The sequence below is a fragment of the Vogesella lacus genome (genome assembly GCF_979366295.1).
This window is the reverse complement of record NZ_CEETQT010000001.1, coordinates 241,601-266,185: the sequence shown is the minus strand read 5'-3', so window position 1 is coordinate 266,185 and position 24,585 is coordinate 241,601. Positions and strand designations below refer to the sequence as shown.

At 61.2% G+C, this 24,585-nt stretch carries 24 protein-coding genes; 10 read left to right on the top strand and 14 right to left on the bottom strand.

Going from position 1 to position 24,585, the window contains the following annotated elements; all coding sequences use genetic code 11:
* Positions 1-94: 94 nt before the first annotated feature.
* Together zigA and ACZ9W6_RS01255 are read left to right on the top strand one after the other, a co-directional pair.
* On the top strand, positions 95-1,324 hold the full coding sequence (zigA, locus tag ACZ9W6_RS01260; protein WP_465189234.1) for a zinc metallochaperone GTPase ZigA: 1,230 nt from the start codon (positions 95-97) through the stop codon (positions 1,322-1,324).
* A complete protein-coding gene (locus ACZ9W6_RS01255) occupies positions 1,321-1,968 on the top strand; it encodes a DUF1826 domain-containing protein (RefSeq protein ID WP_465189233.1) in 648 nt (215 codons plus the stop codon). The genes zigA and ACZ9W6_RS01255 overlap by 4 nt, the downstream gene beginning before the upstream one ends.
* 22 nt (positions 1,969-1,990) lie before the next feature.
* On the opposite strand, the gene ACZ9W6_RS01250 is transcribed toward ACZ9W6_RS01255, so the two are convergent.
* From ACZ9W6_RS01250 to ACZ9W6_RS01205, 10 genes are all read right to left on the bottom strand, one after another.
* A complete protein-coding gene (locus ACZ9W6_RS01250; protein WP_465189232.1) occupies positions 1,991-2,833 on the bottom strand; it encodes an EAL domain-containing protein in 843 nt (280 codons plus the stop codon).
* A gap of 5 nt (positions 2,834-2,838) precedes the next feature.
* Positions 2,839-3,768, bottom strand: coding sequence for a CysB family HTH-type transcriptional regulator (locus tag ACZ9W6_RS01245; RefSeq protein WP_465189231.1), 930 nt, complete (start codon positions 3,766-3,768; stop codon positions 2,839-2,841).
* Positions 3,765-4,832: a sulfate/molybdate ABC transporter ATP-binding protein gene (locus ACZ9W6_RS01240; RefSeq protein WP_465189230.1), complete on the bottom strand. Its 1,068-nt coding sequence runs from the start codon at positions 4,830-4,832 to the stop codon at positions 3,765-3,767. The genes ACZ9W6_RS01245 and ACZ9W6_RS01240 overlap by 4 nt, the downstream gene beginning before the upstream one ends.
* 14 nt (positions 4,833-4,846) lie before the next feature.
* A complete protein-coding gene (gene cysW / locus ACZ9W6_RS01235) occupies positions 4,847-5,719 on the bottom strand; it encodes a sulfate ABC transporter permease subunit CysW (protein ID WP_465189229.1) in 873 nt (290 codons plus the stop codon).
* Complete coding sequence (gene cysT / locus ACZ9W6_RS01230; protein ID WP_465189228.1) at positions 5,716-6,558, bottom strand: sulfate ABC transporter permease subunit CysT; 843 nt, start codon at positions 6,556-6,558, stop codon at positions 5,716-5,718. The genes cysW and cysT overlap by 4 nt, the downstream gene beginning before the upstream one ends.
* 105 nt (positions 6,559-6,663) lie before the next feature.
* Positions 6,664-7,098 carry an RBBP9/YdeN family alpha/beta hydrolase gene (locus ACZ9W6_RS01225; protein ID WP_465189227.1) on the bottom strand — a complete coding sequence of 145 codons (435 nt, stop codon included), beginning with the start codon at positions 7,096-7,098 and terminating at the stop codon, positions 6,664-6,666.
* A 12-nt stretch (positions 7,099-7,110) separates the two neighbouring features.
* Positions 7,111-8,106: a sulfate ABC transporter substrate-binding protein gene (locus tag ACZ9W6_RS01220; RefSeq protein ID WP_465189226.1), complete on the bottom strand. Its 996-nt coding sequence runs from the start codon at positions 8,104-8,106 to the stop codon at positions 7,111-7,113.
* 240 nt (positions 8,107-8,346) lie between these two features.
* Complete coding sequence (locus ACZ9W6_RS01215; protein ID WP_465189225.1) at positions 8,347-9,111, bottom strand: hypothetical protein; 765 nt, start codon at positions 9,109-9,111, stop codon at positions 8,347-8,349.
* A gap of 140 nt (positions 9,112-9,251) precedes the next feature.
* Positions 9,252-11,342 carry a phosphate acetyltransferase gene (gene pta, locus ACZ9W6_RS01210; protein WP_465189224.1) on the bottom strand — a complete coding sequence of 697 codons (2,091 nt, stop codon included), beginning with the start codon at positions 11,340-11,342 and terminating at the stop codon, positions 9,252-9,254.
* 13 nt (positions 11,343-11,355) lie between these two features.
* Positions 11,356-12,543, bottom strand: coding sequence for an acetate kinase (locus tag ACZ9W6_RS01205; protein ID WP_465189223.1), 1,188 nt, complete (start codon positions 12,541-12,543; stop codon positions 11,356-11,358).
* Positions 12,544-13,031: 488 nt separating this feature from the next.
* Here ACZ9W6_RS01205 and ACZ9W6_RS01200 point away from each other — a divergent pair, with 488 nt between their 5' ends.
* From ACZ9W6_RS01200 to ACZ9W6_RS01175, 6 genes are all read left to right on the top strand, one after another.
* On the top strand, positions 13,032-14,141 hold the full coding sequence (locus ACZ9W6_RS01200; protein ID WP_465189222.1) for an aromatic ring-hydroxylating oxygenase subunit alpha: 1,110 nt from the start codon (positions 13,032-13,034) through the stop codon (positions 14,139-14,141).
* A gap of 65 nt (positions 14,142-14,206) precedes the next feature.
* Positions 14,207-14,710, top strand: coding sequence for a hypothetical protein (locus ACZ9W6_RS01195; RefSeq protein ID WP_465189221.1), 504 nt, complete (start codon positions 14,207-14,209; stop codon positions 14,708-14,710).
* Positions 14,707-15,552 carry a DMT family transporter gene (locus tag ACZ9W6_RS01190; protein WP_465189220.1) on the top strand — a complete coding sequence of 282 codons (846 nt, stop codon included), beginning with the start codon at positions 14,707-14,709 and terminating at the stop codon, positions 15,550-15,552. The genes ACZ9W6_RS01195 and ACZ9W6_RS01190 overlap by 4 nt, the downstream gene beginning before the upstream one ends.
* Positions 15,552-16,382: a DMT family transporter gene (locus tag ACZ9W6_RS01185; protein WP_465189219.1), complete on the top strand. Its 831-nt coding sequence runs from the start codon at positions 15,552-15,554 to the stop codon at positions 16,380-16,382. The genes ACZ9W6_RS01190 and ACZ9W6_RS01185 overlap by 1 nt, the downstream gene beginning before the upstream one ends.
* Before the next feature lie 55 nt (positions 16,383-16,437).
* A complete protein-coding gene (locus ACZ9W6_RS01180) occupies positions 16,438-16,794 on the top strand; it encodes a SpoIIAA family protein (RefSeq protein ID WP_465189218.1) in 357 nt (118 codons plus the stop codon).
* Positions 16,795-16,902: 108 nt separating this feature from the next.
* Positions 16,903-19,203 (top strand): Tex family protein, encoded by a 2,301-nt coding sequence (locus tag ACZ9W6_RS01175; RefSeq protein ID WP_465189217.1) that lies wholly within the window; start codon positions 16,903-16,905, stop codon positions 19,201-19,203.
* A gap of 144 nt (positions 19,204-19,347) precedes the next feature.
* On the opposite strand, the gene nadC is transcribed toward ACZ9W6_RS01175, so the two are convergent.
* Positions 19,348-20,187 carry a carboxylating nicotinate-nucleotide diphosphorylase gene (gene nadC / locus ACZ9W6_RS01170; protein WP_465189216.1) on the bottom strand — a complete coding sequence of 280 codons (840 nt, stop codon included), beginning with the start codon at positions 20,185-20,187 and terminating at the stop codon, positions 19,348-19,350.
* A 96-nt stretch (positions 20,188-20,283) separates the two neighbouring features.
* Between nadC and ACZ9W6_RS01165 the strand changes: the two genes are divergently transcribed.
* On the top strand, positions 20,284-20,955 hold the full coding sequence (locus ACZ9W6_RS01165; RefSeq protein ID WP_465189215.1) for an energy-coupling factor ABC transporter permease: 672 nt from the start codon (positions 20,284-20,286) through the stop codon (positions 20,953-20,955).
* A gap of 1 nt (position 20,956) precedes the next feature.
* Positions 20,957-21,337 carry an MAPEG family protein gene (locus ACZ9W6_RS01160; protein ID WP_465189214.1) on the top strand — a complete coding sequence of 127 codons (381 nt, stop codon included), beginning with the start codon at positions 20,957-20,959 and terminating at the stop codon, positions 21,335-21,337.
* A gap of 54 nt (positions 21,338-21,391) precedes the next feature.
* Here the strand turns inward: ACZ9W6_RS01160 and murB are convergent, their stop codons facing one another.
* The 3 genes from murB to ACZ9W6_RS01145 all read right to left on the bottom strand — a co-directional run bounded on the left by murB (position 21,392) and on the right by ACZ9W6_RS01145 (position 24,252).
* A complete protein-coding gene (gene murB, locus ACZ9W6_RS01155; RefSeq protein WP_465189213.1) occupies positions 21,392-22,411 on the bottom strand; it encodes a UDP-N-acetylmuramate dehydrogenase in 1,020 nt (339 codons plus the stop codon).
* Between the two features lie 2 nt (positions 22,412-22,413).
* Positions 22,414-23,808 carry an MATE family efflux transporter gene (locus ACZ9W6_RS01150; RefSeq protein ID WP_465189212.1) on the bottom strand — a complete coding sequence of 465 codons (1,395 nt, stop codon included), beginning with the start codon at positions 23,806-23,808 and terminating at the stop codon, positions 22,414-22,416.
* A gap of 138 nt (positions 23,809-23,946) precedes the next feature.
* Positions 23,947-24,252, bottom strand: a complete 306-nt coding sequence (locus ACZ9W6_RS01145) for a hypothetical protein (protein ID WP_465189211.1) — start codon at positions 24,250-24,252, stop codon at positions 23,947-23,949.
* Positions 24,253-24,585: the final 333 nt, after the last annotated feature.

Sequence of the window (24,585 nt, the reverse complement as noted above, 5' to 3'; positions counted from 1 at the left end):
TTTTGCTGTGAGCCGCGCTGTGGCAAGGCAGGTATTTGATACAGGCAAGTGTTATGGTATAACGCCAACTTTGTTACTGTATAACGAGACTGCCATGCCTCAGAATCAAGCAGACCAGCGCCTGCCCGTTACCGTTCTTTCCGGTTTTCTCGGGGCGGGCAAGACCACCTTGCTCAATCACATCCTGAACAACCGCGAAGGTCGGCGCGTAGCGGTGATCGTCAACGATATGTCCGAGGTGAATATCGACGCGCGGCTGGTGCGCGAGGGCGGTGCCGCCTTGAGTCGTGCCGAAGAAAAGCTGGTCGAGATGAGCAATGGCTGTATCTGCTGTACCTTGCGCGAAGATTTGCTGATCGAGATTCGCAAGTTGGCCGCAGCCGGCCGTTTTGACTATCTGCTGATCGAATCGACCGGCATTGCCGAGCCGCTGCCGGTGGCCGAGACCTTCACCTTCCGTGATGACGACGGCCACAGCCTGTCCGATATTGCTCGCCTCGATACCATGGTGACGGTAGTGGATGGCTATAACTTCTTGCGTGATTACAGCTCGCGCGATTTGCTGGCCGAGCGCGGCGAGCAGGCCGGCGAAGAGGACGAGCGCACGGTGGTGGATCTGCTGATCGAACAGATCGAATTCTGCGATGTGATCGTGCTGAACAAGACTGACCTGATGTCGGCCGAGGCGATCAGCCAGCTGGAGGCGATTCTGGCGAGCCTGAACCCGCGCGCGCGCATCGTGCACAGCAGCTTTGGCAAGGTGGCGCTGGACAGCGTGCTGGATACCGGCCTGTTTGATTTTGATGCCGCGGCCGATGCGCCGGGTTGGTTGCAAGAGCTGCGTGGCGAGCATGTGCCGGAAACCGAAGAATACGGCATCTCCAGCTTTGTCTATCGCCAGCGCCGGCCGTTCCACCCGGCGAGGCTGCATGCCTGGCTGCAGCAGGGCTGGCCGGGTGTGGTGCGCTCCAAGGGTTATTTCTGGCTGGCGACCCGGCCGATGCTGGTGGGCAGCTGGTCGCAAGCCGGTGCGGTCAGCCGGCACGAGCTGGCCGGGCTGTGGTGGGCGGCGATGGATCAGGCCGACTGGCCGCAGGACGACGACAGTCGCGCGATGATTGCCAGCCGTTGGGAAGAGCCGTGGGGCGATCGCCAGCAGGAGCTGGTGCTGATCGGCATGGGCATGGATCAGGCTGCGCTGACAGCCGCATTCGATGCCTGCCTGCTGAGCGAAGACGAAATGGCACTGGGGCCGCAAGGCTGGCTGGCGTTGCCGGACCCGTTCCCGCGCTGGGAAATCGCCGAAGAAGACGAGGCCGCATGAACGCGCGCGTGCCTGGCCAAGGCGAGCTGGCCATCGGCAGCGATCTGGCGCTGCTGTCACAGATTTTCGAGCCAGCCGTGCAACTGGCTTGCTGGCAGCGTCCTTTGCCGCAGGCTATCGCCGACTATCTGCAGACCCTGGCCGCCAGTAACAATCTGCCTTTGGGGCAGCGCGGCTTGCTGAAAGACAGCGAGCTGCCGGTGCTGGATTACTGGCCGGCAGGGGCAGGGCGCGAGGCGATGGTGGCCGAGATTGCCTGGCTGGCCAGCCTGCTGACGACGTTGCTGGATTGTGATGGCGTGAGCTGGCGCATCGAGGTGCTGAACAAGGCGATGTGCCCGCGTTTTCATATCGACCGCACCGGCATCCGCCTGGTCAGCACCTGGCTTGGGCCGGGCACCGAGTGGCTGGCTGGCGAGCAGCTGCCGCGCCACAAACTCGGCCAAGGCAGCGGCGGTTTGCCGGACGAGGCTTCCGGCCTGATGGACGGTCAGCAAGTCGGGCAAAGCCAGCCGGGAGATGTGCTGCTGTTGAAGGGCAGTCTGTGGCAGTACAACGCCGGCAAGGGAGCGGTGCATCGCTCGCCGCAGGTGGCAGCCGGCCAGCCGCGCGTGCTGCTGGCAATGGATGGCTGGTGGCAGTAAGCGGTAAAGCCTGGCCGCAGTCTCAGGCCAGCGCCAGCTGGCTGCGGGCCTCGCTGTTGGCCGCCGATTGCAGCCGCGCTTGCGGCCGGCCAAGATGATAGCCCTGTAGCAGGTCAGCACCGCTGTCGATGGCGAGGCTGGCCTGTTCGGCTGTTTCGATGCCTTCGCACACCAGAGTGGCATCCAGCTCGTGAATCAGCCTGATCAGCGAGGGGTAGATTTTGCGGATGCGTGCCTGCAGCATGGCTTGCACCGTCAGGCTACGGTCGAGTTTGACGATGTCGGGTTGCAGGGCGATCAGGCGATCAAAATTCGAGTGGCGCGCGCCAAAATCGTCAATCGCAATGCGAAAACCACAGGCGCGATAAGCACTGACGGCCTCACGCAGCAAGCCGGGGTCGTCGATTTCGGACTCGATGATTTCCAGCACCACTTGCGAGGGTTTGAGGCCACAGCAGGCCAGCAAGCGTTCGAAAGTGACGCCATGTTGGCCGCTGGCAATGGCCAGCAGGTGGCGGCCGTTGACGTTGAGAAACAGCTGCTGCCTGCCGCCTTGCTGCACATAGTTGAGGCTGTGCATCACCCGGCACAGCCGGTCTATCAGCACCACCTGCGCTTGCTCGCCCTGACTCTCGAACAGCAAGTCGGGCGGAATCTGCCGCCCCTGGCCATTGTTGGCACGCAATAGCGCCTCGTGGCCGTAGAGACTGCCGTCTGCTGCCAGTATCGGCTGAAAATGGCTTTGCATCTGCAAGGCACCAAGGCGGGCATGGGTGCCGTGATCGCCAAAAATCAGCTGGGGCGCGGGGCCGCCCCCGGTCTGTTGGGCGGCAAAATATCTGAGCAGGGCTTGCAGGTTCATCATGATGCTTAATCGGCGCCATCCGGTTGCAGCGCGCGGCGGATGCTGTCTTCGTCCAGTGCCGGCGAGCACAGCGACAGAAAACGGTAGGCATACTGGCGCAGATAATGGCCACGACGGATGGCGATGCGCGTGGTCTGGTGGTCAAACAGCGCCGGGCCTTCGGCTTCGCGCAGATTGCTGTCGCGCTGGCTGTCATACGCCATCGAGGCGATGATGCCGATGCCCATGCCCAGCTCGACATAGGCCTTGATCACGTCGGCATCGAGGGCGGCCATCACGATGTCGGGGTTCAGCCCTTCTTCGGCAAAGGCGGCGTCGATCTGCGCGCGGCCGGTAAAGCCTTCGTGGTAGGTGACAATCGGGTAGTCGGCCAGCGCCTGCAGGCTCAGCTCGCGCTGGTGTATCGGGTGATCCGGAGGCGCAATCACCGTGTGGTGCCAGCGATAGTAGGGGAAGGAAACCAGCTCGGGCACATTGCCGACGCCTTCGGTGGCGATGCCGATATCGGCTTCGCCCGACATCAGCAGGCGCACCAGCTCGTCCGGGCTGGCTTGCAGTAGCACCAGATGCACCTTGGGGAAGGCGCGCTTGAAGGCACTGACCACCGGCGGCAGCGCATAGCGCGCCTGGGTGTGGGTGGTGGCGATGGTGAACTGGCCTTCATCGCACTGGCTGTACTGTTCGGCCAGCCGCTTGATGTTGGCCGCATCCAGCAGCATGCGCTCGACAATGCCCAGCAGATCCTTGCCCGGCGCGGTCAGACCGAGAAAACGCTTGCCCTTGCGCACAAACAGCTCGACGCCCAGTTCGTCTTCGAGATCCTTGATGTGTTTGGAGACGCCGGATTGCGAGGTAAACAGCGCGGCGCCGACGTCGGTCAGATTGAAGTTCTGCCGCACGGTTTCGCGGATGATGCGTAATTGCTGGAAATTCATGCTGCACCTGTCGTTTCGTGGTGGGCAAAGGTGCGCAGGCTGCGTGGCAGCAGACGAACCGGTTCGCCGGGGATAAGGTTGGCCGCAAGCGGATGCGGCAATTCGACTTCAAAATGCTGGCCGGCCAGCTCGTTGCGGCCCAGCAGCTCTATACGGGTAATCGCGCCTAGCGGCAGCACGCGGCTGATGCTGGCTGGCAGGCCGTCGCCATGTTCGCGGCGCACGATGTCCAGTTCGTGCGGGCGGACAAAGGCAATCACCTTGCCTTGCGCCGCGCCACTGTCCGGCAGGGTGCTGTCGCCGATGGCAATGCCGCCGGCGCTGGCGGTGCCTTCAAAACGGTTGGCATGACCGAGGAAGCCATAGACAAAGGCACTGGCCGGCTGGGCATAGACTTCGGCCGGGCTGCCGACTTGTTCGATCTGGCCGTGATTCATCAGCACGATGCGGTCGGCAACCTCCAGTGCTTCTTCCTGATCGTGGGTGACGAAGATGGAGGTGATGTGCAGCTCGTCATGCAGGCGACGCAGCCAGCGGCGCAGCTCTTTTCGCACCTGCGCATCCAGCGCGCCGAAAGGCTCGTCCAGCAGCAGCACCCGCGGCTCGACCGCCAAGGCGCGCGCCAGTGCGATACGCTGACGTTGGCCGCCGGACAATTGCGCCGGATAGCGGTCGGCCAGCCAGTCCAGCTGCACCAGATTCAGCAGCTCGTGCACCTTGCGGGCGATGTCGGCCTCGCTCGGGCGCTGTTTTTTCGGCTTCATGCGCAGGCCGAAGGCGATGTTGTCAAACACCGTCATGTGGCGGAACAAGGCGTAATGCTGGAACACGAAGCCGACCTGACGTTCGCGCACCGGTGTCAGTGCGGCGTCTTCGCCGTCGATATACACCTGGCCGCTGTCGGCACTTTCCAGCCCGGCGATCACGCGCAGTAGCGTGGTCTTGCCGCAACCGGACGGGCCGAGCAGGGCGACCAGCTCGCCAGCAGGAAAGTCGATATTCAGGCCGCCCAGCGCCACATGCTGGCCAAAGCGTTTTTGCAGGTTTTCAACACGGATGGTCATGGGATGTCCCTTTATCAGTGGGCGTGGCCGGCACGGGCGGCGACGTGGTGTTTGATAGCCAGCGTTACCAGCGCCAGCAAGGCCAGCAGCGAGGCCACGGCAAAGGCGGCGGCAAACTGGTATTCGTTGTAAAGAATCTCGACATGCAGCGGCAGGGTGTTGGTTTCGCCACGGATATGGCCGGATACCACCGACACCGCGCCGAATTCGCCCATGGCGCGCGCATTCGACAGAATCACGCCGTAGAGCAAGGCCCAGCGCACATTCGGCAGCGTCACATGCCACAGCACCTGCCAGCCGCGTGCACCCAGCACCACGGCGGCTTCTTCTTCCTCGCGGCCTTGGGCTTCCAGCAGCGGAATCAGCTCGCGCGCCACAAAGGGCACGGTGACAAACACGGTGGCAAGCACGATGCCGGGCACGGCAAAAATCACTTTCAGATCGTTGGCGGCCAACCACGAGCCAAACCAGCCGTGGCTGCCGAACACCAGCACATAGATCAGACCGGCCACCACGGGCGACACCGAAAACGGCAGGTCGATCAGCGTGATCAGCAGCTGCTTGCCACGAAAGTCGAAGCGGGTAATCGCCCAGGCAGCGGCAATGCCGAACACCAGATTCAGCGGCACGGCGATGGCTGCGGCCAACAGGGTGAGCTTGAGCGCGGACAGTGCGTCAGGTTCGCTGATGGCGGCGAGATAGGTTTCCCAGCCCTTGGCCAGTGCCTCGCTGAATACCACGATCAAGGGCAGCAGCAAGAACAGGAAGAAAAAGCCGAGGCCTAGCGTCAATACGGTGGCGCGTACCCAGCCGCTTTCGCGGGTGGCGGCCTTGCTTTGCAGCAGGCTTGCCTGGTCGCCGGGGGTGAAGCTCAGGGTGGTGCTCATGCGCGGGCCTCCTTGCGGTGACGTTCTTGCCAGGCTTGCAGGCTGTTGATGGCCAGCAGCAGGACGAAGGAAATCAGCAACATCACCGCGGCGATGGCAGTGGCACCGCGATAGTCGTATTGCTCGAGCTTGCTGATGATCATCAGTGGCGTGATTTCCGACACCATCGGGATATTGCCTGCGATGAAGATGACCGAGCCGTATTCGCCAACCGCACGGGCAAAGGCGAGGGCAAAACCGGTGAGCACCGCCGGGCGCAGGGTAGGCAGTACCACATGACGAATCACCTGCCAGCGGCGTGCGCCAAGACTGGTGGCGGCTTCTTCCAGTTCGGTTTCCAGATCCGCCAGTACCGGCTGCACCGTGCGTACCACAAAGGGCAGGCCGATGAAGACCAGCGCCACCAGCACGCCCAGCGGGCCGAAGGCGACCTTGATGCCCAGTGGCTCAAGCCAGCTGCCCAGCCAGCCGTTGCCGGCATACAGCGCAGTCAAGGCGATGCCGGCGACCGCGGTCGGCAGGGCGAAGGGCAGGTCGACCAGGGCGTCGATCAGCGCTTTGCCGGGAAAGGGATAACGCACCAGCGCCCAGGCCAGCAGCAGGCCGAACACGCTATTGATGAGTGCGGCCAACAGCGCCATGCCGAAGCTCAGGCGGAAGGAGGCCAGCACGCGCGGCTCGCTGACGGTAAGCCAGAAGTCCTGCAGGCTTTGCTGACTGCTGTGAATGAACACGGCGGCCAGCGGAATCAGCACGATCAGCGACAGATAACTGAGTGTCAGCCCCAGCGAGACATGAAAGCCGGGCAACACCGAATGCTTTTTCAGGGATAAGGCCATCTTGCCCTCCGGCTGGGGTTTGCGAATGACGAAATGCTAATAAGCTTTTTCATATTCTCGAAGTGAATAAAAATTATCTCTTTATGAATTTTTAGAGATAAGGATTCAAAAGTCGCCGCTGGGCCAGTGTCTTTGCAGGGTCAGCAGCTGCTCCAGCCAGTGCTGTAGTGCGGCTTCGGCTTGCGGCAGGGCGGGCAGGCGGGCAAAGGCGCTGCCCCATTGTTCGGCCTGCATCACGCTGGTTGACAGGCGCTGGCTGCCGTCATTGCTGTCGGCGTGAATCACCAGCGAAGGAAAAGGCAGCGGGGTGTCGGCCGGGTAGTGCAAGCCGGGGTTGAGCAGCAGCGCGCCGATGCAGTGCGCCTGCTGGCGGCCCCAGCGGCACAGCGGGTGGCAGGCTTCGCAGTGACCCAGCAGCAGAAAGGGCTGGTGTGGCACCAGGCCGGCATGGAGTGGCTGACCTTGCCCGGCGCTGAGGTTCAGCAGCAGCCGGGCATAAGGGTTGGCCGCATCCAGTGTGTAGACGAAATGCGGCGTCATGCCTGTCTCCGCTTAGCGTTTGGTGATCTGGTCAAACACGCCACCATCGGCAAAGTGGCGTTGCTGGGCTTTTTCCCAGCCGCCAAACAGCTCGTTGATGGTGAACAGTTTGACCTTGCTGAACTGTGCGCCGTATTTGGCGGCAATCTTGCCGTCACGTGGGCGGTAGTAGTTGGCCGCGGCCAACTCCTGACCTTGCGGGCTGTACAGGTATTGCAGATAGGCCTCGGCCACCTTGCGGGTGCCGCGCTTGTCCACCACCTTGTCTACTACGCTGACTGGCGGCTCGGCGAGGATGGACAGTGACGGCGTCACGATGTCGAAATTGCCCGGGCCCAGCTCTTTCGCGCCCAGATAGGCTTCGTTTTCCCACGCCAGCAGCACATCCCCGATGCCGCGCTGGGTAAAGCTGACCAGCGAGCCGCGCGCGCCCGAATCCAGCACCTTCACGTTCTGGAAGATCTTCTTCACGAAGTCTTGCGCCTTGGCCTCGTTACCGCCCGGCTGTTTCAGGGCATAGCCCCAGGCGGCCAGGTAGTTCCAGCGTGCGCCGCCGGAGGTCTTCGGGTTCGGGGTGACCACTTCCACATCGCTGCGGGTCAGGTCGTTCCAGTCACGAATCTGTTTCGGATTGCCTTTGCGCACCAGGAAAACGATGGTCGAGGTGTAGGGTGCGGCATTGTTTGGCAGACGTTTTTGCCAGTTTTGCGGAATCAGCTTGCCTTGCTGGTGCAGGGCGTCGATGTCGTAGCCGAGTGCCAGCGTCACCACGTCGGCCTCAAGGCCATCAATCACGGCACGCGCCTGTTTGCCGGAGCCGCCGTGGGATTGCTTCACGGTGACGGTCTCGCCGGTCTTGTCTTTCCAGTGCTTGGCAAAGGCGCTGTTGAATTCCTGGTACAGCTCGCGGGTCGGGTCGTAAGACACATTCAGCAGGGTAACGTCGGCAAAGGCGGGCAGGCTGAGGGCGGCGAGGGTCAGGGCGCTGATAAGGGTGTGGCGGGGCATATCGTTCTCCGGTCTTGTTAGGGCATGCGAAGAAGATAAGCTGGAATTTTTATAACCAGAACAATGGAAAATTCAGAATGAAAGCAGAAATTTGAATATGCAGGGTGGGGTTGGCCGCATGGCCGAATAAGCGATCGTGATGGTGTCGGTCGGAGGTTGTGGCAAGGCCGGGTGGTGCCCGGCTTTTAGCATGGCTGCTTGGAGGCGCGGGCTTGCTGCCGGAGAGATCTGGCTTGGTGGTTAGTCGGGCGAATAGCCTAGGTGTGCCTCGATCAGCTTCTCGGCATACCGCTGTTGTGACAGTTGCTGGACGGCGCTGGCAATCTTGCCAGCCTGAGCTGTCTCCAGCGCACTGGTGTTTAGATAGATGCCGATCTTGATCGGTGCGACATCCTTGATAGGCCAGCCGCCCAGCGTGCCAAGCAGGCCTTGTTTTTTCAGCGAGTAATAAGTGATATCAACCGCAAGGAAAGCCTTGTTGCGACCGGCCTGCACCATGCGAATTGCCTGCTCTTCACTACTGGCTTCGTCCAGCTGTTGGGCATCGCGCAGCGTTTGCAGTGTCTGCATCAGCGTGGGCGGAAAAACCGCGCCGCGGACAACGCCCACGCGGTAGTCATAACGCTGCAGGGCCTTGATCAGATGATCTTGCGGAGCCTGCTGGCTGATCCAGTAAGGTCGCAGCTTCAAAAGTGGATGGAACTTGCCCAGCCGGTCACGCTCCGGAGTCTGCATCAGGCCAATGATCATCTGGGTCTGATGCTGGCTGAAAGACGGGATCAGCCTGGCCATGGGCAGCATGACTTCCTGGATCTTGCAATGACTCAGTGATTCGAGTTTTTGCAGATAGCTAGGTAAATGTCTGGATGGCGCGGGGCGCAGCAAGTGCTGGGCTGATTCGGTCATGCTGACCTTGAGCTGGCAACTGGCGGGGGCGGCAAGTGTGGCTGGCAGGATGAAGAGCGGCATCAGGCTGCTGGCGACAAAGGCGGTGGCTGATTTCATGACGGTGGCGGAGCCGGGTGCGAGATTTTAAAGCTTACAAGGGTTTCATATAGAAAGAGGCAGAAGTGGCCGGGATTTTGGATTATTCCCTGCTGCTTCTGCCTTGCTTGCTATGAAATCAAATTAACCTTGCGAGTTAATCATTCATTCCTGATATTTTGATCCGCCTGGATCGCCGTCAGCGCAATGGTGTAGACGATATCGTCTACCAGTGCGCCGCGCGACAGATCGTTGACCGGCTTTTTCAGGCCTTGCAGCATCGGGCCGACCGATACCACATTGGCCGAGCGCTGTACCGCCTTGTAAGTGGTATTGCCGGTGTTGAGATCCGGGAATACGAACACCGTGGCACGGCCGGCAACCTGGCTGTCCGGTGCCTTCTGGCGGCCAACCGACTCGACGCTGGCGGCGTCGTACTGCATCGGGCCGTCAATCATCAGGTCAGGGCGTTTTTCACGCGCAATGCGGGTGGCTTCGCGTACCTTCTCGACATCGTCGCCGCTGCCGGAGCTGCCGGTCGAGTAGGAGATCATCGCCACGCGCGGCACGATGCCGAAGGCGGCAGCCGAGTCGGCCGACTGGATGGCAATATCGGCCAGCTCTTCGGCGGTCGGGTCCGGGTTGACGGCACAGTCACCATACACATAGACCTGATCCGGCATCAGCATGAAGAACACGCTGGATACCAGCTTGGCACCTGGTGCGGTCTTGATCAGCTGCAGGGCCGGGCGGATGGTGTTGGCGGTAGTGTGAACCGCGCCGGAAACCAGACCGTCAACCTCGTTCAGCGCCAGCATCATGGTGCCAAGCACCACATTGTCTTCGAGCTGCTGTTCGGCCATCGGGGCGTTGAGGCCCTTGTTCTTGCGCAGATCCACCATCGGCAGCACATAACGGCTGCGTGCCTCATGCGGATCGACAATCTCGATGCCGGCTGGCAACTCGATGCCCTCGGCCTCGGCCAACTGGCGGATTTCACGCGGGTCGCCGATCAGTACGCAGTTGGCAATGCCTTTTTCCTGACAGATGGCGGCGGCACGCACGGTGCGCGGCTCGTTGCCCTCGGGCAGTACGATGCGCATATTGGCGCGACGCGCACGTTCCATCAGCTGATAGCGGAAGGCCGGCGGCGACAGGCGCTTTTCGCGGGCCTCACCGATGCGACGGCGCAGCGCGCCGGTTTCCAGCTGCTCGGCCACGTGGGCGACCACGCGCTCCATACGCTCGCGGTCATCGGCCGGCACCTGACGGCTCATGGCGCTGATCAGGTTGGTGGTGTCCAGCGTATTGGTGTCGATGGACAGCACCGGCAGGCCGCTGTTGAAGGCCTTGTCGCACAGGCGGCTGATGTTCGGATGCGGCTCTTCGCCGCAGGTCAGCAGCAGGCCGGCCAGCGGCACGCCATTCATGGTGGCCATGGCGGTGGCGAGGATGATGTCCTCGCGATCGCCCGGGGTCACGATCAGCGCGCCCGGCTTCAGCAGGTTGACGATGTGCGGCACGCTGCGCGCCATCACCGAAATGCTGCGCACGCGGCGACGTGTCATCTGGCCGGAGTGCAGCAGTTTGGCTTTCAGGTAATTGGCAACGTCCAGCGTGCGCGGGGCCAGCAGCTCGGAATCAAACGGAATGCCGCCAAGGCAGGCAATGCGCTGGCTGTTGATCAGGCGGCTGGACTCGCTGATTTCTGCGGCCAACTGCTGGACGGACTGGCCGATCGGCAGGCGGTTGAGAATATAGCCGGCCACCTGGCGGGTCTGGCCACCAAATGCCTGGATGCTGATGTCCAGCTGTTCGGCCAGCTCGTGGCTCGGCAGTACGTTGGCCGCACCCACCAGAATCACTTCGGCCTGCAGTGTGCGGGCAATCTTGTGGTTGATATAGGTGGTGAAGACGTGCTGCTGGTCTTGCACCAGGCCTTCGACAATCACCACGTCCACATCGCGGGCCACGCTCTGGTACAGATGAACCACTTCTTCCATCAGCTGGTCGAGCAGGCCGCGGCTGAGCAGGTGCTCGGCGCGATCCATGCTGATCGGCTCGGGGGTGGCGAGGTGGCACAGTTCGCGCGCAAAGTGGCTGGAGCGCTCCGGCTCGCCCTTGGTGTCCTGGGCAATCGGCTTGACGAAGCCGATGCGCAGGCCGTCCTGCTCGAGCGCGCGAATCAGGCCCAGCGACACCGAGGTGAGGCCGGCATCAAAGCCGATAGGGGCAATCAGAAAAGTCTGCATCACGGGCTCCGGCTCAGTGGCGGGTCAGCGCGGCGGTATCCAGCGCGATCATCAGTTCTTCATTGGTGTTGATCACCAGGGCCGCAGTGCTGTCGGTGCGGCTGATGCGGCCGGACTTGCCGCGGAAGGCGGCTTCGTTGGCGGCTTCATCCAGTTGCAGGCCGAGGAAGCCCAGCAGCTTGATGACCTTGGCGCGCAGCAGTGGCGAGTTTTCGCCGATGCCGCCGGTAAACAGCAGGGCGTCGAGACGGCCCAGTGCCACGGTCATGGCGGCGATCTGCTTGGCCAGACGATAGGCAAACACTTCCAGTGCGATGATGGCGCCTTCGTGACCGTTGGCCGCTGCTTCTTCCAGCTCGCGGCAGTCGCTGGACAGCTCGGACAGGCCGAGCAGGCCGGACTGCTTGTTCAGCAGATCGGTAATGCCCTGCACATCCTTGCCCAGCTCGCCGGCCAGATAGCCGAACAGGCCCGGATCGATATCGCCGGAACGGGTGCCCATCACCAGGCCTTCCAGCGGGGTCAGGCCCATGCTGGTGTCGACGCTCTTGCCACCCAGTACCGCAGCTACCGAAGCGCCATTACCCAGATGGGCGCAAACCAGCGCGGTGTCGGCGAGATTCATGCCCAGCATTTCGGCGGCTTTGCCGGTCACGAAACGGTGGCTGGTGCCGTGGAAGCCATAGCGGCGCACGCCGTGGTCGCGGTACAGCGCCATCGGCACGGCATACAGATAAGCCTGCTGTGGCATGGTCTGGTGGAAGGCGGTGTCGAACACGGCAACCTGCGGCAGGCCCGGGAAGCAGGTGATTGCAGTGCGGATGCCTTGCAGATTGGCCGGGTTGTGCAGCGGCGCCAGTTTGCTGCAATGCTCGATGGCGGCCAGCACTTCATCATTGATCAGCGTCGAGTTCTTGAAGGTTTCGCCGCCGTGTACCACGCGATGACCGATGGCACGGATGTCCTGATCCAGGCCCTTGTCAGCCAGATAGGAAAGAATCGCCTGCATCGCGCCGTCATGGCCGTTGTTCTGCAGGCTCAGGGTGATCTTGTCGCCCTGGTATTTGAAAGTAATGCAAGCACCGTCCAGACCGAGCTTCTCGGCCAGACCGGTCAGGAGCTCCTGACCATTGTCGGCGTTGATCAGGGCGAACTTCAGCGATGAGCTGCCGCAGTTGATGACGAGGATGTGCTGGTTCATGTCAGATCCGTTAGCTGTTAGACGTCGGTTGCGAGGTCTGTGCCAATGTTGCGGTAATATTTCTTTTTATTTGGCATATATTTGTTGCCGTGCCCGCTACTGGTGGCGGGGCGACAATTATCTGCTATTTTTCTGCAATGCAACAACCAGAGTTTGTCCTTATTTTATGAGGATTTTTGTTGTTGGCCTGCAAGGCAGATTCTGAAAGAATCGTGTGGCAAGTTGATGAAAAGCAAGCCGTTTCCGGCTGAAATTTTTTCAGGCCACATTTTGGGCAGGGTTATTAATCAAATTGCTGATTAAACGCAATTAACTGGTCAAATAATGCTTGCCCGAGGGGGTGAATTGGCCCACAATCCCCACCCTTGACGCTTGCGCGGCCTGTTTTCATTTAAAAAGCTTGCCAAGTGTCTGTATAGCACTCCGTAAACTCGTTAAGAGCGAGATTCGGCTGGTCTTATATCTTCTCCCCAGGGGGTGTGGGAATTATGTCTGATCTGGCTTCGTCCCAGTTGCTGAAGGCTTCTGCAGCGCAGTTGCCTGTCTTTACCTACTTCGATCCGGCTTTTTACGAACTGGAACAGAAGACTCTCTTCGCCGATGCGCCGCAATACTATGGCCACGAGCTGATGGTGCCGAACGCCGGCGACTATCACACGCTGGACTGGATGGGCCACGGCAAAATGCTGAAAAACGTCGATGGCCAGATCAAGCTGATCTCCAATGTCTGTCGTCATCGCCAGGCGCTGATCTATCAGGGGCGTGGCAACGGCAATCACATTGTCTGCAATCTGCATGGCTGGACTTACGACAATAAAGGCAAGCTCGTCGGTGCGCCGCACTTCCCGGAAACGCCGTGTCTGAATCTTAATCAGACCGGGCTGACCCGCTGGAACGGCCTGCTGTTCGATGCACGTCGCGATATCGCCAAAGATCTCGAAAAGCTGGGCGTTGCTAGGCACATGACTTTCGAGAATTACGGCTATCACAAGTCGTTTACCACCGAATACAACTTCAACTGGAAGACTTTCATTGAGGTGTATTCGGAGGATTATCACGTTGATCCTTTCCACCCCGGTCTTGGCAATTTCGTCAATTGCGGCGACCTGAAGTGGGAGTGGGGCGAGCAATACCACGTACAGACCGTTGGCGTGAAAAACCAGCTGGCACGTCCGGGCAGCAAGGTGTATGGCAAGTGGCACGAAGAAGTGCGCAAGCGTTACGCCGACCAGCAGCCCGAGTACGGCGCGATCTGGCTGACTTACTACCCCAACATCATGGTCGAGTGGTATCCGCACGTGCTGGTAGTCAGTGTGGTGATCCCGAAGGGCCCGGAAAAGTGCACGGTGATTACCGAGTTCTACTATCCGGAAGACATCCTGTGGTTCGAGCCTGATTTCATCGAGGCCGAGCAGGCAGCCTATTTCGAGACCGCGGTCGAGGACGACGAAATCTGCCAGCGCATGCACGAAGGCCGCAAGGCTTTGTGGCTGCGTGGCGAGAGCGAAGTCGGCCCTTACCAGTCGCCAACCGAAGACGGTATGCAGCATTTCCATGAGTTTTATCGCCGCCTGATGGCTGAACATCTGGCTGGCTAAGCACATGTAATCGGTTGCATAATATGAGGCGCGGATTTCCGCGCCTTTTTTTATAAATGAACATCATGCCGATCCTGCCATTGCTGTTGTTGTTCGTTGTCCTTCCGGCCCAGGCCGCTGTCCAGAATCTTGCTCCCCTGCAAATCCGTACCGATATTCCTGCCGGCTGGCGCGTGCAGCAGCATGGTCAGGACGAGCTTGTCGTGCGCCCGGAGCGCAAGGAAGAGCGCGAACGCGGCGGCGTGCGGGTGCAGCTGACGCCGGTAGTCTTGCGCAGCGCTGCTTCACTCGAGCGCATTGCGGCCAACTACCGCCGCGCCTCGGGCAGTCGCGAGGTGGCTGACAAGGTAGAGCTCAAGCGTGGCAAGCTGCTGGTGCTGTATCGCGAGAGCGAATATGTGCAGTCAGGCTTGTGGATCGTGCGACAAAAACTGGTGGTGTGGCAGCAGCAGGACGGCAAACGCTATATCCGCGCCCGTTGCGAGGCGAATGCTTCGGAGTATGCGCAGTATCGCGAGCGTTTCGACCGTCTTTGCAATGGTATGCAGAGGCTGGAGGGGGAGAAGTGAGCGCCCGGCCTCGCGGTTCGGCGTGGATGATTGTTGCAGCGCTGAGTTTTGCGCTGATGAGCTGGTTTGCCGCGGCAGGCTCAGGTGCCATCAGTGCGACCGAGGTATTGTTTTACCGTACCTTTATCGGTTTGCTGTTTCTGGCCCCGCTGATGCTGTGGCGGCGCGAGCCATTGCGTTCGCCGCACTGGTTTGCGCATGGCAAGCGCAGCGTGTTCGGCTATGTGGCGATGCTGCTGCTGTTTTATGCGCTGGCGCATCTGCCGCTGGCAACGGCAGTGACGCTCAACTACACCTCCTCATTGTTTTTTGCCTTGTGTTGCGTTGCCTTGCGGCGCGAGCATTTGCCGCGTGCGGTGTGGCTGGCGCTGCTGCTGGGCTTTGCCGGCATTGTCTGCCTGTTGCGGCCAACCTTTGACAGCGGGCAGTGGCTGGCCGGCTTGCTGGGTTTTGCCTCGGGTACGCTGGCGGGGCTGGCGCTGTTTCATGTGCGCGAATTGGGCGAGCTGGGCGAGCGTCCGGCAGTGACGGTGTTCTGGCTGTATGTGGTGTCTACCGTGCTGGGTCTGGTACTGGTGCTGGCCAATGGCGGCTTTCATGCGCTGGATTTGCGCCACGTCTTGCTGATGACCGGTGTCGGCGTGATGGGTCTGGCGGGGCAGCTGGCGATGACGCATGCCTACAAGGTTGGCCGCAAGTTTGTGGTGTCGAGCCTCGCCTATCTGACGGTAGTGTTCTCGGCCTTGTTTGGCTGGTTGCTGAACGGCCAGCAGCTGCCGTGGCTGGCATGGCTGGGCATGGCTTTGGTGATTGCCAGTGGTGTGCTGGTAGCGAGGCGGTAATGGCAGGTGCGTTGTGGATGGTGGTGGCGGCGCTGGCTTTTGCGCTGATGGGTGTCTTCGTCAAGCTGGGGGCGGCCACGCTGGATGCTGTGGCGCTGGTGTTCTGGCGCACGCTGTTTGCCGTGGTGGTGCTGGCGGCGGTGGCCTTGTGGCGGCGCCAGCGCTTTGCCACGCCGCTTTTGCGCCAGCATCTGAAGCGGGGCGGCATCGGCTACGTGGCCTTGCTCTGTTATTTCTATGCGATTGCCCATCTGCCGCTGTCGACAGCGGTGACCCTCAATTACACCTCGCCGATGTTTCTGGCGGTCTTGTCCATCCTGTTGCTGCGCGAGCGGCTGTCACGACTGGCGCTGCTTGCCCTGTTGCTGGGTTTTGCCGGTGTGGTGTTGCTGTTGCGGCCAACCCTGAGTGGCGATGCCTGGTTGGCGGGCCTGGCCGGTGTGGCGTCCGGCTTTCTGGCCGGTTGGTCCTATCTGCATGTGCGCGAGCTGGGGCAGGCTGGCGAAGCCGAGTGGCGCACGGTGTTTTATTTCGCGCTGATCAGCACGCTCGGCGGCGGAGTGTTGCTGCTGTTCAAGCCTTGGCAGCCGCTGACTGCGGCCAACCTGCCGTGGGTGGTGGGGCTGGGTTTGACCGCCTTGCTGGCGCAGCTGGCGATGACGCGCGCCTACAAGCTTGGCCGCAAGCTGCTGGTGGCCAATCTCTCGTATCTGACCGTGGTGTTTTCGACCTTGCTGGGTGTTTTGCTGTGGCAGCAGCGGCTGACACTCACTGATGTCATGGCCATCGGCTTGATTATTGTCAGCGGCATTCTGGCCGGCCGGCGCTAGAATGCAGTATCAGGCCGCCGGCTGGCGGCCGTTTCCCACCAGAAAGGAGTACGCCATGATTTCGATCCGCGAACAGGAATACGGGCTGGATGTTGCCCTGTATAACGAATTTACCCTCGGCGACTTCAAGCTGCTCGAGCAAGCCTTGCTCAAGCGTGCCGAAGAGCACGGCAAACCCGATGTCTTGCTGAATCTCCTGGGCATGCAGGATTTCACCCTGGATATGGCGCTCGAAGAAGTGCGTTTCATGCGTGCCCACGAGAACGACTTCGGTCGTTTTGCCATCGTGGCCGAAGATGGCTGGATCAAGCTGGCCGCGCACTTGTCCGGCCTCTTGACCCACATTCCGGCGCAGTACTTCGAGAGTGAAGAAGAGGCACAGGCCTGGTTGCTGAATCCGGTTGCCGCCTGATCCGCGTCTTGCCGCGCAAGGCCCGCCAGCTGGCGGGCCTTTTTGCTTGCAATTCCGCGCTATGCCGTTACAGTAACGGCTTTCGTTTTTCTGCCAAAAGAATTCCGCATGTTGAAAAGTCTTGCCAGTCGCCTGGCCACCGAACTGAATGTCCGTGAAGCCCAGGTAAGCGCCACCGTCGGCCTGATCGATGAAGGGGCCACCATTCCGTTTATTGCGCGCTACCGCAAGGAAGTCACCGGCGGTCTGGACGATACCCAGCTGCGCATGCTCGGCGAGCGTCTGACCTATCTGCGCGAGCTGGACGACAGACGCGACACCATCCTCAAGAGCATCAACGAACAGGGCAAGCTGACGCCCGAGTTGCAAGGGGCGATCTACGCCGCCGACAACAAGACACTGCTGGAAGACCTGTATCTGCCGTACAAGCCCAAACGTCGCACCAAGGCGATGATCGCGCGCGAGGCTGGGCTGGAGCCGCTGGCCGACAGTCTGCTGGCCGACCCGTCGCAGCAGCCGGAAACCTTGGCCGCGAGCTTTGTCGATGCCGAAAAAGGCGTGGCTGATAGCAAGGCGGCACTGGATGGTGCGCGCGCCATCCTGATCGAGCGCTTTGCCGAAGATGCCGAGCTGCTGGGCAGCTTGCGCGAGAAGCTGTGGGGCGAGGCCGAGATTGCGGCCAACGTGGTGGCCGGCAAGGAGCAGGAAGGCGCCAAGTTTGCCGATTATTTCGCTCATCGCGAGCTGCTGAAAACCGCACCGTCACACCGTGCGCTGGCCTTGCTGCGCGGCCGCAACGAGGGTGTGCTGACGCTGGCGCTCAAATACCAGCCGGACGACACGCCGATTACCCAGCGTTCGGCCTATGAAGAGCTGATCGCCGCGCGTTTTGCCATCAAGGATCTGGGTCGCCCGGCCGACAAATGGCTGCTGGACGGCGTGCGCCTGTGCTGGCGCGCCAAGATTTTCCTGTCGCTGGAGCTGGAGCTGATGACGCGCATCAAGGATGCGGCCGACGGCGAGGCGATCAAGGTGTTTGCGGCCAACCTCAAGGATTTGCTGCTGGCCGCGCCGGCCGGCCCGCGCGCCACGCTGGGGCTGGACCCAGGCTTGCGTACCGGCGTGAAAGTGGCGGTGGTCGACAATACCGGCAAGCTGCTGGAAACCAGCACGATCTTCCCGCACGAGCCGCGTCGCGACTGGGACCGCTCGCTGGCAACCTTGGCCGCACTGTGTACGCGCCACAAGGTCGAGCTGATTGCTATCGGCAACGGTACTGCCAGCCGCGAGACCGACAAGCTGGCGCAAGAGTTGATCCGCGCCTTCCCGCAGCTTGGCATGAGCAAGATCGTGGTCAGCGAAGCCGGTGCCTCGGTGTATTCGGCGTCCGAGCTGGCGGCCAAGGAGTTTCCGGATCTGGACGTGAGTCTGCGTGGTGCGGTGTCGATTGCGCGCCGTCTGCAAGACCCGCTGGCCGAGCTGGTGAAGATCGACCCGAAATCCATCGGTGTCGGCCAGTATCAGCACGATGTGAATCAGGGCCAGCTGGCGCGTAGTCTGGATGCAGTGGTCGAAGACTGCGTGAACGCGGTGGGTGTGGATGTGAATATGGCGTCCGCGCCGCTGCTGACGCGCATTTCCGGCCTCAACAGCACACTGGCGGCCAATATCGTGTCCTACCGCGATGTGCACGGTGCCTTCCGCAGCCGTCGCGAGCTGCTGAAAGTGCCGCGTCTGGGCGACAAGACTTTCGAGCAGGCGGCCGGCTTTTTGCGCATCATGGGCGGTGACAATCCGCTGGATGCCTCGGCCGTGCATCCGGAAGCCTATCCGGTAGTGGAGGGCATTGTCGGCAAGACCGGCCGGGCGGTGAAGGACATCATCGGTGACATCAGCTTCATCAAGACAGTGCGGCCGAATGATTACACCGACGAGCGTTTCGGCTTGCCGACGGTGATGGACATCCTGAAAGAGCTGGAAAAGCCGGGCCGCGACCCGCGCCCCGAGTTCACGACTGCGACCTTCAAGGACGGCGTGGAAGACATCAAGGACTTGCAGCCGGGCATGGTGCTCGAAGGCGTGGTGACCAATGTGGCCAACTTCGGTGCCTTCGTCGATATCGGCGTGCATCAGGACGGCCTTGTGCACATCTCGGCACTGGCCAGCAAGTTTGTCGATGACCCGCGCAGCGTGGTGAAAGCCGGTCAGGTGGTGAAGGTGAAAGTGCTGGAAGTCGACGTTGGCCGCAAGCGTATCGCGCTGACCATGCGCATGGATGATGCGCCGGGCACGCAAAGCCGCGGCAGCGCCCCGCGTAGCGAGCCACGCCAGAACAGCAAGCCGCGCCAGCAGGAATCGGCACCGGCCAATAACGCGATGGCGGCGGCGTTCGCCAAGCTCAAGCGATAAGGCTTGCCGGCGAAGCGCCTGTTGCTGACTGGTCGGCTTCGGGTGTTTTGCCGCGACGGGCAGGCAGTTTCAGGTTTTGCCAGTATGAAAAACCGCTGCAGCGTGAGGCTGGCAGCGGTTTTTTTGCGGATGGCGGGCTGAAGCTTAGCGCACGAAGCGCATCGAAAAGTCGATGGCGCGCACGTCCTTGGTCAGCTTGCCGATCGAGATGCGGTCAACGCCGGTCTCGGCAATCGCGCGCACGCTGGCCAGATCCACGCCGCCGGAGGCTTCGAGTCTGGCGCGGCCGGCGCTGCGGCGTACCGCCTCGCGCATGGTGTCATTGTCCATATTGTCGAGCAGGATCAGCGGGCACTCAGCTGCCAGTGCTTCGTCAAGCTCGGCCAGTGTTTCAACTTCAACTTGCAACGTGACGTGGGCCGGCGCGATCGCACGGGCAGCGGTCAGGGCGCCGGTGATGCTGCCGTGCGCCATGATGTGGTTTTCCTTGATCAGGATGCCATCGTACAGGCCGATGCGCTGGTTCTGGCCACCGCCGACGGTGACAGCGTATTTCTGCGCCAGACGCAGGCCGGGCACGGTCTTGCGTGTGTCGAGAATGGCGGCGCGGGTGCCGGCAATCGCCTCTACATAGCGGCGCGTCTCGCTGGCGACGCCGGACAGCGTCTGCAGGAAGTTCAGACCGCTGCGTTCGGCCGTCAGCAGTGCACGGGCAGGGCCGTGGATGGTGCAGACCGGTGCATCGACCGCCGTCCAGTCGCCTTCGGCCAGATGCCATTCGATGCGGCAGGCGGGGTCGATCTGGCGATAGCATTCTTCCAGCCAGGCCTGGCCGCACAGTACGGCGCGTTCGCGCGCGATGATGCGGGCGGTAGCCGGCTCGTCAGGGCACAGGGCGGCGGTCCAGTCGCACTGGCCGATATCTTCATGCAGCGCAAGGCTGACTTGTTGGGCAATCAGGTGGGCAGCAGGCAGGGTAGGCATGTTCTACAGCATTCAAGTCGGACAAGGCGCTAGTTTACCCTGCTTTGGCTGGCGGTGACTCTGCTATCATCCTCTTCGGTCAAACGGAGATGGCAGATGAATTTTCTGGAGGTGCAGGCAACGCCGCTGGTGTTGTGGGCGGGCAATGGCCTGATGGCGGCCTTGCTGGCCTTGTCGCTGTGGGCAACGCCGTGGCGGCAGCTGCAGCCGGCAACGTTGGCCGCGTGGCTGGCCGGCAGTATTGCCATGGCCGGCATGTGGCTGGTGGCGGCCGGGGTGCAGCCGGGTTTGTCTTTTCATTTATTGGGCGCGGCGATTTTCACCCTTATGTGCGGGCCGTTTCTGGCGATGCTGCTGATGGCGCTGGTATTGCTGTTTGTCGCCGTGGCGGGCCAGCTGGATGGGGTGGCCATCGGGCTGAATTTCAGCCTTAGCGTGCTGCCGGCGATCTGGCTGACGGCGGCCAGCCTTCGACTGGCGCGGCGTTATCTGCCGCCGCATCTGTTTGTCTATGTCTTCGTGAATGCCTTTCTGACCGGTGGCCTCAGCATGCTGGTGGCGGCCAGTTGCGGCATGCTGTGGCTGTATGTGGCGGATGTATATCCGGCGGATTATCTGCTGGAAAACGGCTTGCCCTTCTATTTTCTGCTGAGCTGGTCCGAGGCATTTACCACGGGTCTTGTGTTGGCCATCATGGTGGTGTACCGGCCGCAGTGGGTGTGGACGTTTGATGATCGCCGTTATCTGGCAGAGGACAAGGAGTTCTGAAATGCAGTTTGCTTACTGGGCAATCCTGATTGCGGCATGCCAGCCTTTGCTGTGGGCGGTGCTGGCCAAGAGTGGTGGCGGCTATGACAATCATGCACCGCGTCGCTATCTGCAGGGCGTCAAGGGCTGGCGCGAGCGCGCGCAATGGGCGCAGCAAAATAGCTGGGAGGCGTTTCCGCTGTTTGCGGCTTCGGTGCTGCTGGCCGGCCTGCAGCAGGTGCCGGCTGCCAGTATGGATGCGGCGGCGGCGGTATTTGTGGTGCTGCGTTTTGCCTATGGCTTTTGCTATATCCGCGATCTGGCGACGCTGCGTTCCTTGAGCTGGTTTGGCGCGTTTCTCTCGGTAATCTGGCTGTTCCTGCTGGCCGGGCGCGTGCTCTAGCCGGCCGTCGCCCAATAAAAAAGGCAGCTTGCGCTGCCTTTTTTATTGGGTATTTCAGATCACCACCGGCTCGGCTTCGAGTGCGACACCATAGCGTTGCTGTACAGTGGCCTGCACGTGGCGGGCGAGTGCCAGCAGGTCTGCGCCGCTGGCGCTGCCATAGTTGACCAGCACCAGCGCCTGGCGAGCATGCACGCCGGCATCGCCCTGACGATAGCCCTTGAGGCCGGCCTGGTCGATCAGCCAGCCGGCGGCCAGCTTGGTTTTGCCCTCGCCAGCCGGATATTGCGGCATGTCGGGGAATTGCTGCTTCAGGCTTGCGGCCAACGTTGCGTCGATAACCGGGTTCTTGAAGAAGCTGCCGGCATTGCCCAGCTCACGCGGGTCAGGCAGTTTGCTCTGGCGGATGGCAATCACCGCCTGGCTGATTTGCTGTGCTGTGGGCATGCCGCTGACGCCCATCACTTGCAGCTGTTTGTCGATATCGCCATAAGCAGTGCGCGGCTGGCACTCACGACTCAGGCGGAAACGCACGGCGGTGACGAGGTAGCGGCCCGGCTCCTGTTTGAAGCGGCTGTCGCGGTAGGCAAAGCGGCAGTCGGCATTGCTGAATACCACTTCGCGGCCGCCGTCGTGCAGATCGGCACAAACGACTTCGCTGATCACATCCTTGACCTCGACGCCGTAGGCACCGATGTTCTGGATCGGGCTGGCGCCGACCGTGCCCGGAATCAGGCTCAGGTTTTCGAGGCCGTACCAGCCCTGGCTAAGGCAGTGCAGCACAAAGTCGTGCCAGACTTCGCCGGCAGCGGCTTCGACGGTGAAGCCGTGTTCATCTTCGGCCAGTACGCGGATGCCGCGCAGTGCTACGCGCACAATAGTGCCGGCATAGTCGCCGGATAGCAGGATATTGCTGCCGCCGCCCAGCCACAGTATGGGTTGGCCGGCGGTGTCGGCCAGCAGGGCGGGCAGGTCGGCAAGGTCGCTCAGTGCCAGCAGGCGGCTGGCACGGGCACTGAGGCCGAATGTGTTCAGGTTTTGCAGCGGTGCGTCAATTTGGTATTGCAGGGGCACGATCAACCTCGAGCGGTTTGGCGGTGCAGGCGTTGCCTGCTGACATGTGACAGATAGCCCACCAGCGCAAGGCCGGCGGCTGACAAACTGATGACAAGCGCAGTCCAGAAGCCATGTACGCCCATGGCTGGCCGCAGCCAGTCGGTCAGGCCGAGCACGCTGCCCAGCAACAAGCCCAGACCCCAGAACGATACGATGTGGATGAACATCGGCAGGGTGGTGATCTTGTAGCCGCGCAGGCCGCCGGAGGCAACGGTTTGCATGGCGTCGGTCAGCTGATAGAAGGCGGCAAACAGCATCAGCCCGCTACCCAGCGCAATCACTGCCGGATCAGCGCTGTACATGGCCATGATCTGCTCGCGAAACAGCAGTACCAGCAGCATGGTGATGCTGGCCGCTGCGACTGCCAGTACGAGGCCGATGCCGCAGATCAGCCGCGCCAGGCGGTAATCGCCGGCACCTATCGACTGGCCGGTGCGAATGCTCAGTGCGGTGGCGATGCTTTGCGGAATCATGTAGACGAGGCTGGAGAAATTCAGCACCGCCTGATGGCTGGCCACGACCAGTGTGCCGAGTTTGGCAATCAGCAGGGCGATAAAGGAAAACAGGCTGACTTCGACAAAGAAAGACAGGCCGATCGGGATGCCCAGTTTCAGCATGGCAGGGAAGGTGTGCCATTGAGGTTTGCTGAATTCGCGGGTCAGGCCATAGGGCTTGAGATCAGGCTGGCGTTTCAGATAGCTATACAGCGCGAAGGCGTTGAAACACATTACGATGCCGGTGGCGAGACCGCAGCCGGCGCCACCCATGGCCGGCATGCCGAACAGGCCGTGTATGAAAATGTAGTTAAGCGGAATGTTCAGTGCCAGTGCCAGCAGGCTGACCAGCATGATAGGGCGGGTGCGGCCAACGCTGGAGGCAAAGGCGTGCAGGGCGCGATGCATCATGGCAGCCGGCATGCCGATGGCCGTGCCGCTGATGTAGATCATCACCTTGTCTTCGACATCGGCAGGCAGGCTCAGCCAGCTGCGCAGTGCCGGCTGGATGGCGAACATTAACACCATCGCCAGGCAGCCAAGCATGAAGCCGAACCACAGGCCCTGGCGGGTCATGTCACCGATACGCTGTTTTTCGCCGGCGCCATACAGGTGCGACAGCATCGGATTCAGCGCCGTCACGATGCCCATCATGGTGACATAAAACGTGATGAATACGCTGCTGCCAAGCGAGACGGCAGCGAGGTCGTCAGTGCTGACGCGGCCGGCCATCACGGTGTCGACAAAACCGGTGGCGACTTGCGCAATTTGAGCCACCATCATTGGCAGCGCCAGTGTCGACAGTACTCGGGCTTCATGCCTGAGCTGGCTGCGACTGGCAGTATGGAGATCGAACAGCATGGTGGTGGAGGTGGGCTAAAACCAGCCGATTATAGCCCGAGGCAGGGTTGCCAGCAGTCTAAACCTTTATATAAGGTAAATTATTTTCCGGTAAAGCCTGCCGGGCAAGATTGCACAGTGGTGGCCGTGCTTGTTTGCCTAGTCGATGTGGCTGGGCGTCAGGCAGCGCAAATGGCAGCTGATGACCAGCTGCTCGCCGAACAGGCGATTGATTTGCAGTGCTTGCTCTAGAGAAACATCCTGCAGTTCAAGCTTGCCCTTGTTGAGGCTGGCATCCAGCTGGCGCTCGCTGGCCCAAGCCAGCAGCTGCGTCAGCGTTTTGGCGCTGTGCTGCTTGTCGGCTTGCAGTGCGGTCAGCGTGCCAACAAGATTGCTGGCGCTATTGCTTTGCTGATAGGAAGGGGTAGTGAAACCGGTGTAGTTGTCTTGCTGGCAGTCGTACATGGTGGGCTCCTGTATTCAGGTTGCCCGCTGGCGGGCAACGCTTTAGCAGAGTTTTTAAGGCGCCCTGCAAGTTGTCGATTAAGTCGGCGCCGTGCGCGAAATGCGCGTGCCACAAACCAGGTTGGCCGCAGAAAACAAAAATCCGCTGGCCAGTGGCTGCAGCGGATTTCCTTTGGGTCTTCACGCTTTAGCTGGCATTTATATAGCGCCCCGCAAGCTGCGATCAAATCGGCGCTGTCGATAAATTAGTGCATTTGCACTTTGTGTGTCAAGTCTGGAATGGTGGTAAATTGCAGGGTCGGTGCGGTTCGGTCTTGCAGTCTGGAGGCTCGG